General features: G+C 48.5%; 13 protein-coding genes. 6 read left to right on the forward strand and 7 right to left on the reverse strand.

Going from position 1 to position 13,921, the window contains the following annotated elements; translation table 11 throughout:
* Window positions 1–767: hypothetical protein (locus ACFS7Z_RS26190; protein ID WP_377492060.1), on the forward strand; the 767-nt coding region annotated here is incomplete at its 5' end.
* A 290-nt stretch (window positions 768–1,057) separates the two neighbouring features.
* Here the strand turns inward: ACFS7Z_RS26190 and ACFS7Z_RS26195 are convergent.
* Together ACFS7Z_RS26195 and ACFS7Z_RS26200 are read right to left on the reverse strand one after the other, a co-directional pair.
* Window positions 1,058–2,266, reverse strand: a complete 1,209-nt coding sequence (locus ACFS7Z_RS26195) for a threonine synthase (protein WP_377492063.1) — start codon at window positions 2,264–2,266, stop codon at window positions 1,058–1,060.
* Window positions 2,267–2,340: 74 nt separating this feature from the next.
* The gene (locus ACFS7Z_RS26200) at window positions 2,341–3,246 is read right to left on the reverse strand and encodes a LysR substrate-binding domain-containing protein (protein ID WP_377492066.1); all 906 of its coding nucleotides are present in this window, start codon (window positions 3,244–3,246) and stop codon (window positions 2,341–2,343) included.
* Window positions 3,247–3,679: 433 nt separating this feature from the next.
* Here ACFS7Z_RS26200 and ACFS7Z_RS26205 point away from each other — a divergent pair, with 433 nt between their 5' ends.
* The 4 genes from ACFS7Z_RS26205 to ACFS7Z_RS26220 all read left to right on the forward strand — a co-directional run bounded on the left by ACFS7Z_RS26205 (window position 3,680) and on the right by ACFS7Z_RS26220 (window position 7,502).
* Entirely contained in the window at window positions 3,680–4,531 is an 852-nt protein-coding gene (locus ACFS7Z_RS26205; RefSeq protein ID WP_377492069.1) for a sulfurtransferase, read from the forward strand.
* A gap of 245 nt (window positions 4,532–4,776) precedes the next feature.
* Window positions 4,777–4,959: a hypothetical protein gene (locus tag ACFS7Z_RS26210; RefSeq protein ID WP_377492072.1), complete on the forward strand. Its 183-nt coding sequence runs from the start codon at window positions 4,777–4,779 to the stop codon at window positions 4,957–4,959.
* Between the two features lie 263 nt (window positions 4,960–5,222).
* Window positions 5,223–5,708, forward strand: a complete 486-nt coding sequence (locus ACFS7Z_RS26215) for a hypothetical protein (protein WP_377492076.1) — start codon at window positions 5,223–5,225, stop codon at window positions 5,706–5,708.
* Between the two features lie 465 nt (window positions 5,709–6,173).
* Window positions 6,174–7,502, forward strand: a complete 1,329-nt coding sequence (locus ACFS7Z_RS26220; protein ID WP_377492079.1) for a DUF5690 family protein — start codon at window positions 6,174–6,176, stop codon at window positions 7,500–7,502.
* A gap of 228 nt (window positions 7,503–7,730) precedes the next feature.
* Here the strand turns inward: ACFS7Z_RS26220 and ACFS7Z_RS26225 are convergent, their stop codons facing one another.
* From ACFS7Z_RS26225 to ACFS7Z_RS26245, 5 genes are all read right to left on the reverse strand, one after another.
* Window positions 7,731–8,831, reverse strand: coding sequence for a Gfo/Idh/MocA family protein (locus ACFS7Z_RS26225; RefSeq protein ID WP_377492082.1), 1,101 nt, complete (start codon window positions 8,829–8,831; stop codon window positions 7,731–7,733).
* Between the two features lie 429 nt (window positions 8,832–9,260).
* Window positions 9,261–10,013: a class I SAM-dependent methyltransferase gene (locus ACFS7Z_RS26230; RefSeq protein ID WP_377492085.1), complete on the reverse strand. Its 753-nt coding sequence runs from the start codon at window positions 10,011–10,013 to the stop codon at window positions 9,261–9,263.
* Window positions 10,014–10,390: 377 nt separating this feature from the next.
* On the reverse strand, window positions 10,391–10,936 hold the full coding sequence (locus ACFS7Z_RS26235; RefSeq protein WP_377492088.1) for an SAM-dependent methyltransferase: 546 nt from the start codon (window positions 10,934–10,936) through the stop codon (window positions 10,391–10,393).
* 301 nt (window positions 10,937–11,237) lie between these two features.
* Window positions 11,238–12,662 carry an APC family permease gene (locus ACFS7Z_RS26240; RefSeq protein ID WP_377492091.1) on the reverse strand — a complete coding sequence of 475 codons (1,425 nt, stop codon included), beginning with the start codon at window positions 12,660–12,662 and terminating at the stop codon, window positions 11,238–11,240.
* Window positions 12,663–12,842: 180 nt separating this feature from the next.
* Window positions 12,843–13,004, reverse strand: a complete 162-nt coding sequence (locus ACFS7Z_RS26245; RefSeq protein WP_377492094.1) for a hypothetical protein — start codon at window positions 13,002–13,004, stop codon at window positions 12,843–12,845.
* 266 nt (window positions 13,005–13,270) lie between these two features.
* Here ACFS7Z_RS26245 and ACFS7Z_RS26250 point away from each other — a divergent pair, with 266 nt between their 5' ends.
* Window positions 13,271–13,525 (forward strand): hypothetical protein, encoded by a 255-nt coding sequence (locus tag ACFS7Z_RS26250; protein ID WP_377492097.1) that lies wholly within the window; start codon window positions 13,271–13,273, stop codon window positions 13,523–13,525.
* Window positions 13,526–13,921 lie beyond the last annotated feature (396 nt).

Below are 13,921 nucleotides of genomic sequence, written 5' to 3' on the forward strand. Positions count from 1 at the left end.
CGGAGAATGCCGAGGCGACAGTGCAGCCCTATGCCTGGGGCTTCCGCAATGCCATAGGAATCGCATGGAACAGGGACAATGAGATGTTTATCGCGGTAAATGGTTATGACAATGCCGCCGGCAGGCCTATCAACGACTACCACGACGGCACCTACCGGGTGAGAGAAGGCGCCTGGTACGGATGGCCTGACTTTGCGGCTAATTTCTCCCCTGTTACCGATGCCAGGTTCAAGCCTAACAGCTCCGCCATTCCGCCTACCTATAAAGGCAGGGAAAGAGTGGCAAAAGAGCTGCATTTTCTCATTGACCATAAGGCAAGCGGGTTGGAGCAGCCAGACACATCGCTGATTCTTGGCTTGCATGAAGTGAACGCTTCCCCCTCAAAGCCTGATGTGGCGCCTGAGGGCTGGGGGGACTATGCCGATCACCTCTTTGTGCCTGAGTACGGGGACTTCCAGTGGATCACCAACCCCTTGAGAGACAAGTTCGCAGGCAACCGTATTGTTCGGATGAAGACCAGCGGCAGCGGGGAGCACACCGTGCACGCTTTTATTCAGAACGAGAAACCTGGTCCCGGTTCCCAGCAGGGCCGGCTGGGCGAAGGAATCGAAAGGCCGTATGATGTGAAATTTGGTCCGGACGGGGCCATGTACATCGTTGACTTTGGCTCGCACAGAACAAGCCTGAAGCGCATAGCGGAGGGGCATTTCCCGGTTGAGTTTGACAGGGGAACAGGCATGGTCTGGAGAGTAACAAAAACGAAATGAATTGCTTAATCACTCTTTGATACTGGTAAAGGCTAAACCAGTGGCTTAGCTTGAACAGAAGGCGATAAAAGGCAAAAACAAGGTTAGTCAACCTTGCTTTTGCCTTTTATCTTGAACATAATCTGCCTTATAGGTTGGTTTTTGTACTAATCGTTGTAACACGCCACCTGTTTAACATAACAGTAGTTATGGGAGAAACAGCCCCCAGAGGCTGGAATTGGATTAGAAAATAAAGAGGTTTCTCTTTATTTTCTAATCCAATTTTTAATATAGTTTAATAGTTACTCACTTTAGACATTGTATTTGCCTTCGACGTTCTCCATGTACTTCTGCCCTGAGCCCGTGTTGAGCAGCAGCACCTGCTCTTGCGGGAGAATGGAGCCAGTGGCCAGCAGCTTCCGCGCAGCCATCCATAGGGCCGCACCCTCCGGGGCAACAAAGAGTCCCTCGGACCTGCCCAGCTCCTGCATGCCGAGCACCATTTCCTCCTCCGTCACACTAATGGCTGTTCCTCCTGACTCGGATAGCGTTTTCAGCATGAGCTGCTCACCCAATGGCCTGGGTACGGCAAGCCCGTTTGCGATGGTGGGCCTGCCCACGTAGTGCTGTGCATTCTGCTGTCTGCCAAAAAAAGTCTCAACCAGGGGCATGCAGTTTTCCGCCTGCACGGCAACCATCCTCGGGAGCCTGGCTTCAGGCGCGAGCCAGCCTATGGTCTTGAGTTCATGGAAGGCTTTCCAGATACCGATAAGGCCCGTGCCGCCGCCTGCAGGGTAGAGGATAACATCGGGCAGCTGCCAGTCGAGCTGCTCCGCTATCTCGTAGCCCATGGTTTTTTTACCCTCCAGCCTGTAAGGTTCCTTCAGGGTGGACACATCCAGCAAAGAGCCGTCGGTGTTAAGCGCTCCTGCCTTGGCGGCACAGTCATTTATCAGGCCGTCTACCAGGTGCACCTCAGCACCGTACCAGAGGCACTCCTCCCTGAAGGCCTTGGGCGTGTGCCGTGGCATCACGACCACTGCCCTCATCCCTGCCCGCGCGCAGTAGGCAGCCAGTGCCACACCCGCGTTACCGGCTGTCGGGATGATGCAACCATGTGCTCCAAACTCCTTCGCCTTGGAAACGGCCATGCTCAGGCCGCGTGCCTTGAAGGAGCCTGTGGGGTTCTGACCCTCGTCCTTTAGGAGCAGCTCCTTAAAGCCAAACTTACCGGATAGTGTAGGGAGTGGGAGGATAGGGGTAAAGCCCTCGCCAAGACTCACCATGTTTTCTTTACGGAGCACAGGCAGCAGCTCCCGGTAGCGCCACATCGTGCCTGGGCGACGGTGCAGCACTTCTTTGCTGACCGGCTCCTCGAGGTCATAGCGGGCCAGCAGCGGCAACTGGCAGCATAGAGACAGCCTGTGAAACTCAAAGGCTGTGTAGGGTTTGCCGCAGGAGGAGCATTCCAAAAAGCTGATGAGGCTTTCGGGAGTAGTACTGTTATGTGTGGTGTTCATGTTTAGCAAATACGCTTTTGCCTTGGCAAGTTGTTAATTTGCTATGATGCAACAGCAGGGTAAAAAGGAATAGGCTATTCCTCTTTGGAATACCTGCGCTTCATGAATTGTATGAAGCCCCTGTAGGGGGCATTGTTCTCGGTCCCCTTTCGCTGGATAAAGTTAAAGTTCCGCTTTATAGTGAGGCCCTCTATTGGCAGCTCCACCAGCTCACCGGACTGCAGCTCCTTCAGGACGGCCTGCCGCGGCAGAAAGGCAAGGCAGGTGTCTACCCGTACAAAATTCTTCAATGCCTCGGTACCGCCCAGCCTGATCTTAATGGGCAGGTCTGGCATTTTAACCTTTTTCTTCTCTAGTGCCTCCTCTAGCACCGCCAGTGTGCCCGAGCCGGGCTCGCGCAGGGCAAGCGGAGTGGTGTACAGGTCCTTCAGTTCCAGTTGCTGCTTTTTCAGTGGATTTCTCGAGGAGCAGACCGCTATCACTTCGTCTGTGAGGAAGGGCGTGTAGGTTACGTTGCTCAGCTTGTTCACGCCTTCCACAATGCCAAGGTCTATCTCATGGTCAAGAAGAGCTTTGAGAATGTTCTCGCTGTTGCGGTTTTTCAGGGTAAGCTGCGCGTTGGGGTTCTGCTGAAGGTAAGCGGACAAAACAGGTGGCAGGATGTATAGGGAGATGGTGGTGCTTGCGCCGATGACCATACTAACCTGTGGCGAGAAGTGCTCATTCAGTTCGCTGAGCTCCTGATGGAGTTCCTGTTGCAGCTGCTTTGCCTCTAGTAGTTTCTGGTACAGCAGTTTTCCGGCCGCTGTCAGGCTGATACTGTTACCGCTCCGCTCAAACAGGCCGGTTTTGTAGAATTCCTCCAGTCCCTTTACCTGCTTGCTGATGGCCGACTGGCTAATGAAAAGTGTCTCACCGGCCTTTGTAAAACTTAGCACCCTGGCCACTTCCATGAATATCAAATGCTTGTTTGAGAGCATACCTGTAACAAGTCGTTTAATTTCTTCCTTCCGGCACCTAAGCCAGTTGGTGCCGGAAGGTAAATATTTTCTTGCTAAGTCAGAAACAGGGGCAGGAGGTGATATAAAGAAGAATAGCAGCATTAGCACCGCAAACCCAGGATAGTAGCAGGCTGGCATGCTCCTAAAAATGTTGAACCAACAAGGAGCAGATAGCCCTGCTTTATATAACCTGTTATCAGCGTGCCCCCATATAGCCTCCTGGAGGAGGTGCGGCTTTTGGTAAATTACCTGCGGGGTGGGGTATATTGACGTGGATGTATAGTATATTCGATAGTCTGATTCCGGTTATCAGTCGCTTTTGACAGATAAGACGAATAGACTTCCGCTTATACCTTAGTTGTGCGCCGTTTTAAACAAAACTTAATACATAATAAGACAATTTGTTATCCTTATGCCTGCCCATATTTCTGCAATCATACAAGCAGCTGAGTTACTCAAAGTTTACCAAACAGAAAACTTGGTACTAGTGGACGTGAGCAATGGAAGCAATGCCAGAACTAACTATGAAGATAAACACTTAGACGGCGCATTATTCATTGACTTAAACACGCAGTTAGCTTACATTAAAGATGATTTGTCTATTGGGGGCATACATCCATTGCCAGATATAGCCCATTTCTCAGACGTGTTGACAAGTCTTGGTATTTCAAGAAAAAGTCATGTGGTCATTTATGACGACAAAAATGGCACAAATGCAGCCGCTCGTTTCTGGTGGATGTTAAGAGCTGTAGGACATAAAAAAGTGCAGGTACTTAATGGCGGTTTTAAAGAAGCAGAAAGAATAGGCTTTCCCACAAACTCAAAGAAAATGGTTCCTATTCCTTCTGAAACTTATCAAGTTGAAAGATGGGGGTTACCAACAGCTGATATATTCGAAGTTGGAAAGGCTTCAGAAGACGGAGACCATCTTGCTATAGATGTTCGGGAAAGTAAATGCTTCACAGGAGAAACAGAGCCTATTGACTTGGTTGCAGGACATATACCTGGGGCAATCAATGTGCCTTTCACAAGGAACTTAGACGAACAAGATCTATTCTTACCACCAATTCAGTTTAAGGCAGAGTATCAAAAAATATTTGACAGAAGGCAGATAAGAAATATTGTTGTCCATTGTGGTTCAGGAGTAACAGCTTGCCATACCATTTTAGCAGTAGCGTATGCGGGATTAGGAATGCCTAAGCTATATGTAGGCTCATGGAGTGAATGGTCACGCAATAAAAGAGCTGTAGCAAAAAATGTCTAGAAAGAGAAAATAACGAGAGCACAACAAAACCTAAACCACACCAAGGCGTGCTTAGTCAAGCTGTTAGCACATATAGTAATGAATTACAAAGAGCTGATAATGAAATGGGAGTCTAAAGAACTGTATAGGTTTGATGTGCCTTACATTTCTGACAAGGGATTAAATGAAGAAACATCCTTCTTCTTGTCATTTGTTGTACTACCAGCATCAGCTGCACCATTCCTATAATTCGCTGGAGAATCAGAATGGAATTAAGTCGCATCGATACCTATGAGACGGGAGAGAATAAGCGCATGTACTTTGTAAGTATAGGTTTTGGCGGTGCTGGTAATCCAGTAAGCATAGACCTTAGGAACAATTGCCAGGTGGTTACTTTGAACCATGAAGAAGAGTATGAGGCAGCATTCATGAACTCTTCAGTTGGCTAGTCTTACTCTGTACAAACAGTTTGTCGAAAAGTCATCCGAGTAAATGGCGAGGACGCTTTTCTGTACGCAAACTTCTCAGATAGGCATTATGAAGAATTGATGATGGCTATGGGAACAGCAGACAATAAAGCACTCAGGGATAATACCTGTGGGCGCAGGAGATGGAACAACTTTTAGGAAATTGGGAGTACCATCAAAACCAAAAATAAAAATTACAGGTACTAACCCGTTAGCAATTTATAATTATCAGGAATCGAGTGAATTTGAAGGTTATTTACATATTCATCTTTGTAGCTACTATCATCAACTCATGTGCAAACAGCAACTACATAGAGCTGAAGGATGATGTTGCTACGATTGAACATGCAATATTTCAGGTCGATAGTATCTTCAGCAAGTTTGATGATTCAGTTAGCCTTGTCTTTGTCAAAGACAACCAGCTTTACATCAACCAGACGAACTACAATAATTTTGATTCCCTAAGTCAAGAGCAGGTGCCAGAGCTGGACCATTTAAACAGTTCAGATTGGCACCTTCTAAAAAATAACCTGACTTTACTGCAAAGGAATAACATAAAAGGATTTAGTAGTACCAGATATGGATTCACCAGATTTCTTTACAAGGACGAGCCAGGTGAAGTATATATGCAAAGATACCTTGCCTTGGACAGCGGGAATCTGTCGTTGGACCATACAGGCTATAAGATCCTTGACAGAAAGTCAAATTTAGTGCTGTTCTCAGGTAGGTAAAAAAATAGAGTAAAAGCTACTAACACGGCACATACGTCATGCTTTGGCTACGCCTCGCCAGTATTGTGTACCAGCCGCTGGTCCTTATAACTAAGCTTCTGCTTCTGCTGCACAGTGTAGAAGGCGTTGTTGAGGAGGTTGAGCAGTAAAACCTTCTATAAACGTTAAAGCCGCTCCATTTAATGTGAAGCGGCTTTAAAAATTCTTAGACCTTTGTATTGCGTCATCGAGCCATATCCACGATGATATGACGGCTTTAGGAACATATCAATTGATGGTAGAAGAATTGTGCTACTTTCTAAAAATGATGGTCAGGGAGTAGGACACTGCAAAAGCGAAGTTCAACAAATTTTAAGCTAGAGCAACTTAGAGAGTGTCTGTTCCTAAGAAACCCTGCACAATTCTCTACAACCACTTTGAAACTTCCACCGCTATTAACTACATTCCCGATGCAAAAGTAGCATTATGAACGAGCTAACGGAGGGAAACGGCATGACGGAGAATACCCCAATGAAAAGGAGCCAGATAAAAGTCGCCTTATATGCTGCCGTTGTGGTCTTTCTAACCTACATCATGATTTTTGGCTTTAGAAAGTCTTTCACGGTGGCTACTTTCGATGGTATTGAAATAGCCGGGTATAGCTACAAGACGGTGCTGGTCATCAGTCAGATGTTAGGCTACCTGCTGGCCAAATTCTACGGCATCAAGTATATCTCGGAGCTGAGGCGAACTGGCAGAGGGAGCGTGATTCTCCTCCTGACGGGGATTTCCTGGTTAAGCTGGCTTTTTTTCGCGCTGGTGCCCTTGCCTTACAACATCGTTTTCCTTTTTATAAACGGTTTTCCCTTAGGAATGCTTTGGGGAGTTGTTTTCTCTTATGTGGAGGGCAGGAGGAGCACTGATTTCATTGGTGCTACTTTGGCGGTAAGCTTCATCTTCGCCTCCGGGTTTGTCAAATCTGTTGGAGCCTGGCTGATGGTGCAATTTGGCGTATCAGAGTTCTGGGTGCCATTCTGCACCGGTGCGGTTTTTGCCCCGCCACTTTTGCTTTTTGTGTATCTGATGGAGAGGATTCCACCACCCAGTGCCGAAGACGTTCAACAAAGAACAGAGCGCACGGCCATGACCGAAGATGACAGGAAAAGATTTGTAAAGGAGTTTTATGCCGGCATTGCTGCATGCGTCCTGATCTACTCTTTTGCGACCATCTTCCGGGACATACGTGATAACTTCGGGGCTGAGATGTGGAAAGAGCTGGGGTATTTCAACCAGCCGGCTATATTTACGAAAACCGAAACCCCCATCACCCTGGTTATCCTCGTTTTGATTGGCAGCATGGTGCTCATCAAGAACAACTACAAGGCCCTGCAGACGGCACATGTTTTTATTCTGATAGGGTTTGCGCTCGCCGGTGTTTCAACCCTGCTCTTTACCGCTGAATCCATTGAACCCATCTGGTGGATGATGCTTGTGGGGCTTGGCTTATACATGGTGTACATCCCCTTCAATGCCGTGTTCTTCGACCGGCTGATTTCCACCTTCAGGTATACCGGGAACGTTGGCTTCCTGATTTACCTGGCCGATTCGTTCGGGTACGTGGGCAGCGTTGGGGTATTGTTCAGCAAGGAGATATTCAGGGTTCAGTTGAACTGGGTAACCTTCTTTTCAAACAGTGTGATAGGCCTTTCAGCAATCGGTGTCCTGCTTACTGCTTTCTCTATGGTGTATTTTGGACGGAAGTATCAAAATTCTTCGCCCAGAGAGGTAAGGCCTGCCGTAAAAGCTGCCACCTAAATCGAATGAACACAGAAAACGCTTTCTCGGTTTTTCAGGGTCTACTATCCATAGAAACACATGGACATTAAAGCTGCAACATTTTACTGGGGACTTTTTTCAGGCAGCCACAGCTATGCTACGCAACAGGTCTTCAGGTTGGCAAGGAGTCAGGTATCCAAGCGCTGAATACCTCCTTTTCCGGTTGTAGAAACTCATCCTGACATATATTGAAAAGTAATTCTCACCCTACAGCTTCACGCGCTGGCCCGACTCGGCGGCTTTATAGATTGCTTCCACTATCTGGATGTCACGGAGGCCTTCCTCGCCTGGCACCAGCATCGGCTTGTTCTGCATGATAGCCATGGCATCATCGTCCACTTGCTTTGCCTGCTGCCAAGGCACCTGGTACGGGTGGTTGATTTCTCCGAGCGGGCTGCTGCCTTTCACACCGGCATAGCTCTGGAACGGCTCCATCTTGATTTCCCCTTTCTCGCAGGCGATGTTCAGGTAGTTAATGTTCTCACCGAAGCTGGTCTTGATGTCGGCGACCACACCACCCGGAAACTCCAGCTTTGCCACTGTTGTCTCGTCAATGTCGGTATATATCTCAGGGCGCGTAGTGGAAATTTTAGCCGATGCAATGGCGATAGGCTCCAGGCCTGTTCCCAGTCGCGCACCTTGTATGGAATACACGCCCATGTCGTAGAGCGCCCCCCCGCCCAATTCCTTTGTTTGCTTCCAGTGGTTTGTGCGGCTCTCGCGGTAGCCGGCGCCGCAGCTTGCCTGCTCTACCTTGCCCAGCAGCTTCTGGTTCACGATACGCATGTACTCCTGTGTGTTGGGTTCGTGCTGCAGGCGGTAACCAATCGCCAGCTTTTTCTTGTTCTTGCTGCAGGCAGCAATCATCTCCCGGCATTCTTGCTCCGTCATGGCCATCGGTTTCTCGCACCAAACATGCTTGCCGGCATTTGCTGCCCGCACCGTGTACTCGCAGTGCATGGACGGGGGCAGCACCACGTACACCACATCTATATCCGGGTTGTTGGCGATCTGGTCGAAAGTCTGGTAGTTATATATGTTTTTGTCGGGTATGTTGTACTTCTTCTTCCACTCCTCGGCCTTAGAGGGGGTACCCGTCACGATGCCGGCGAGGTAGCAGTTCTTCGTCTGCTGCAGGGCCGGTGCCAACAGGTCGGTGCTGTAGTAGCCCAGGCCTACCAGCGCCACACCGAGGCGGTCTTTTTGCTGGCGTGTGGCCGCCAGTAGCGCATGTGGAGAAAAAAGAGCGGCCGTAGTACCCAATGCAAGGCTTTTGAGAACGTCGCGGCGGGAGGAGGTAAATGTCATGGCTTCCGTCTTTTAGGTATATATAGGTGAGGGTATTTTTTATACTACCCGAGTTATAGATACTGCTAGTTTAATTATCAAACATGATGTTTCCTTACGAAAAGGGTTAATATTTGGCTGTATGTCAGTTGTGCCCTCCGGAAAACCGGGCCAGTTTAAAGTAGAGGAAACGGGCAATTTGTCGCACTAAAGCAAATTGCCTAAAAAAATCAAAGTTCACCGAGGCGCAGATAGTTTAAGCTATTTGTTTCAGCCTTGACTAGAATGTACCAACTGTACAGAGCCAGTATCATTCTCTGTGTAAAGAGATGCAATGGTGACCGATGGAGGGGTGATCATAATTACTCACTAGTGCGGAAATTCACTAGGAAGGCTAAGGCATTACCCTGCATGGCATGTAATGCTATATAAATCAAATAATCGGCTTCATTACTTTTTCTCCATCCTTTCAAACATCAGGAAATGCTGAATTGGCAGAGAATCCTCACGCTTGAAGAGCTTGAATCCATTCGCCTCCAGTTCCTTCTTTACCTGCTCAGCAGTCATTTTGTGCAACTCCCGGATGGCTACCTTGGGGTCCTCGGCACGGTACTCCATCAGCAGCAATTTACCGCCCGGCTTCAATGCCCTGTGTATTGCCTGCAGCATTTCCTGGGGGTACTCCAGTTCGTGATATACATCTACCATAAAGGCAAGGTCAAGTGAGGCGTCAGGTACGTTTATACTCTTGGTACCGCCTTTCACCACTTCCACATTACTAAGTCCAAGTTCCTGACTGCGTTTTTTCAGTGCAGAAACAAAAGCATCCTGCAATTCGACAGCGTATATTTTACCCTTGGGTATTTTCTCTGCTACCCTGAAAGTATAAAAGCCGGTACCCGCGCCAATGTCGGCTACAACATTCTGAGGGCTTAGCATCATGCTGTCAATAGCCCGTAGCGAGTTCTCTTCTTCCTGTCTGGTGCTCCTGTCAAGCCAGCCACCCCCGCCCGTTCCGATAACCCGGGCGATTTCGCGGCCCATGTATACTTTGCCTGTACCGCCCGTTCCCGGTGATTTAGTAGTATAGATTGCTGCTTTTTGCTCTACCTGCGCCTGACAGGCGCCGCCGGCACCCAGGAACAACCACAGCAGCAGCAGCACAAAAAGCTGCTTCGTACTTTGGTAGGAGGATGTTTTCATACAAACAGGAGATTGAGTTAAGTTCTCTTTCTGTTCTTTTACGGCATCAAGCAGTTCTTTGGCCCATCTTGAGGCTACCTCTCATGCTGGACTGCCTCTCAGCACTGTGCAAGCCCCTGGAAGATTTATTTTTTACAGAAAATAAATCTTTCAGGGGCTTAAGCGTCCGAAGAGTGTCTAAAACAGAAATTCGCTATGACACCTGTACCCGTTCGGGAGCAAGTATATGATTTCTCTACTGCAGTCCTTCTACCGTATCTATGAAGAGGTGATTCTATTAAAAGGGAGCAGAGCAACATATAATGGGTAGCTAGCTGTGACCCAAAAGATTTTTGCTGCCGCCCTGGCGGTTCTGTTGATTGGAAGAGGCTATGTTATCAACGCTGCGGGACGGTCCAGAGGAAAATGGTGGAGCCGCCTACCTGCACGGTCTGATCCGGTTTCCAGTCGTCCATATCGAAAGCGTGCGAAACTATACGGGTACCGGGTTTTAGCTGCAGCAGTTTCGGGCGAAGCTTCAGATTAACGCTGGGCAGCAGGTAAAGTGTGACAACGGTGGCTTCGCTGAGATCCATGTCAAACAGATTGCCTTCCACGAACCTGACCTTATCGGTAACGTCGGCTTCTCTCGCATTGGCATTCGCTTCCTCAATGCGCTGCGGGTCTATATCCACGCCTGTGCCCTTTGTGCCGTACTGCTTGGCTGCTGTGACCACAATGCGTCCGTCGCCGCAACCCAGGTCATACAGAACATCATCTTTTTTAACCTTGCCCAGTTTGAGCATTGCGTCCACTACCTCCTGGCTGGTAGGAACATAGGGCACATCCAGGTTCTGTGCCGTCGCCTTCGGGGACTGCACAAGCGCAGCTGCAAAAAAGACAATCATAAGTAAAGCACAGCGGGAATACACAGATACTCTCATACTTTCAGTATTTAAGTGAATAAAAGTTTATAGACCATAGGCAAGTACTGCCTTCTGCGACACGCTTCAAGCACGGCTTGTGTCGCAGGCTGCTTTCAAATGTGAGTTACGCCACCAGGTGCATCCGCACTTGTTTCGTCTCAGGCTAAAACCTATTTAATTACGAATCCATTGGGATTCAGTTGTTTAGGGTGTGTAATGAATATTAACTTAACAAAGCAATCATCTTAATAGAAATTGTTGCCTCGGGAAGTAGCGCAGGGCCATTTAAGAAGAATCATCCGCTCCGGAAAGCTATGCATCAGGTGCCACTATCAGGCGTAGTCTTTGTAGGCTGGACTTTGTCATTCGTCGGCAGGGCCAGAAGAAGTAAGATGCCCAACAGCAGCACAACTACTCCTACCACAGCCCCAAGTCCGGTATAGACTAAGCTGGAATAAAAAAGATAAGCACTCGTAAAGCAAAAAATGAGAGGCGTAACCGGGTAGAAAGGCACGCGAAAGGGGCGTTGCTGTAGGGGATTCTTCCTGCGCAGCACAAACAGAGCAATGCCCACCATCAACAGGAAAAACCAGAAAACTGGTGCTGTGTATTCCACGATCGTTTCAAAGCCGTTCCGTGTAAACAGGCCCAAGCCTATAAGCGCCAGTGATATGGCCCCCTGCACCACAAAGGCAGTTACAGGGGTGGACGTCTGCGGGTTCCACTTGCCGAGAGCCTCGAAAACCTTAAAATCTCTGCCCAGGGCATAGTTGGTGCGGGCACCTGTGAAGATGGTGGCGTTGGCGGAGGTCAGGGCCGAAACGGTTACGATGAGCCCAATCAGCACAACGCCTCCCTCTCCAAGTGTAAGCCGCATCAGGTCACCTGCCACAGCATCAGACCCTGCCATTCCGCTGAGCCCGAGCACATGCAGGTAAGCCACATTAATGAGGACGTATATTGCCGTGATAATAAAGATGCTCAGAATCAGTACTTTTGCCATGCCTCTTCGGCCCGTTTTCAGTTCTGCAGAAATATAGGCCGCTTCATTCCACCCTCCAAACGTCAGCAGCACAAACACCATGGCTAAACCTAGGGAGTTACCCTGCTCAGGGGCGGGGTCTGTAGCAGGGGGGGCTGACCCGGCCGGAGCGAAGAAGAATCCGGCTACCAGGATGATCAGGATTCCGAGCACCTCCAGCGCAACCAAGAGTTTCTGCGCGGCTGCACCGGCTCTCACCCCGATGATGTTGATGCCCGTCAAGGCTGCCACCACCAGAACAGCGTATAAAGCGGAGGTGTAAGTGCCGATGCTGTGAATTTGTGCCAGGTAATCCCCAATGATATAGCAAAGCAGAGCAATAGAGCCTGTCTGAATAACGCTCATCCGTGCCCAGGCAAACAGAAAGGAGAGCCGCCTGCCGAAGGCCTGCTTCAGGAAATGATAATCGCCGCCGGTGTGAGGATAGGTGGTGGTGAGCTCGGCATAGCAAAGTGCCCCAACCAGGGACACGGCTCCGCCCAATATCCAGGTCAATAGAAACGAGGTGCTGCTTTCGGTGTTGGCTGCCACGAGCGAAGGCGTGCGGAATATGCCCGCGCCTACCACGATGCCCACGATAACCGCAACCGCATCAGTGAAACTCAGAGCGCGCTTCGGCTCACCGCTTCTGCCTGCTTCTGGTTTTTGTCCGAAGGCATCTTGCAGATTTCCGTGTTTTGACAGCCTTGGTTTCTCATGCATTGGGATGAGATAAGAGGTGGAATTTTAGATACGTGAGCTATAGTTTATTAGTTGAATAGCAGCAAGGAAGCCCTGTTTCGGGAAAACGTATTGCAAATCTCAGAAATTCTGGTGCCAGATTAGTCTGTATCTGCTACCTTCGATACCCAGGCCAAAGGCTGGAACTGCAAATTAATTAGTTCACTCTACAGTAGTCAGGGTTAAGAAGGTATTCCACACGGCCTGCTCCACAGTGTTGTTGGGAATGTCCGGATCAGAGGCCTCAAAATGGCGTAATGTGTTGCTGAGGATAACGAACAGCAAAAGCAGTGATATGAGCAGATAAAACCTTTTGATGTTCATCCTTAGGGTAAATTACAAAGCTACGGGTAAAATAGAATGGTGGCGTAGTTTTTGGAGCCCTCAGAGTCTGCCACATAAGATATGGCATAAAAGAAGCCGACTATCAGAAAGGTTTGTGAGCGTAAGTGCTTTAAAGGCACTCCACTTCTTCTGAGCCACTGCCAGAGATGAAGAACCCCTCAGGAAGGAACTGTTTAAAAGCTACGGGGGGGTATAGCCTTGAAAAAAGTTTTTAAGGATTTTTAAGGAATAACTGATTTAATAAGATGAAGAAGATATTATATATAGCAATAGCTTTAGGTGCGGCATCTTGCTCTGCAAGAAACGACTTACAGGAAACTTTCGGAAATGTTGTTGAAGCAGGTACTGACATGGCGTTGGATACGCTGCAAAATATAGCTGACGAGGAGCTGCAAAGCCATACTGGAATTGACTCATTGGCAACAAGGCTACATTCGGCGGATACTATTGATGTAGAACGGGAGGTAAAGCATGAGCTACTAAAACAGCTTTCAGAATAACAAGATAGTATACTACCACATAGACAGCCAGATTAACCGAAAGGGAAATTGGTGACTTTATCAAACAAAAAAAGCCGCTCCATTTGATATGAAGCGGCTTTTACTTTTATAGTAGGTTTTTAAAATGGTCACTTCATCGTTTTAGACTAGGTGCATTGACCAAGGGGAATGAGAGGCTGAGGGGCAGGTAAGTCAGCAGTACTATACCGTAAAAAAGGAAGCTCCATTCCCCCCTTACCTTTTCTCTGAGAGTCTGGACAGATCTTAATGCTATCACCTTGGATAAGCAAGTGTAAGACAAAAGGCAAGACGAGGGAGAAAGAAGGCCGCTTACTTCAACCACTCATGCTATGGAACAGATGACAAGACAGTGCGTGGGCATCGACATCGCTAAAA

Source organism: Pontibacter toksunensis, assembly GCF_042686245.1.
GTDB lineage: Bacteria > Bacteroidota > Bacteroidia > Cytophagales > Hymenobacteraceae > Pontibacter > Pontibacter toksunensis.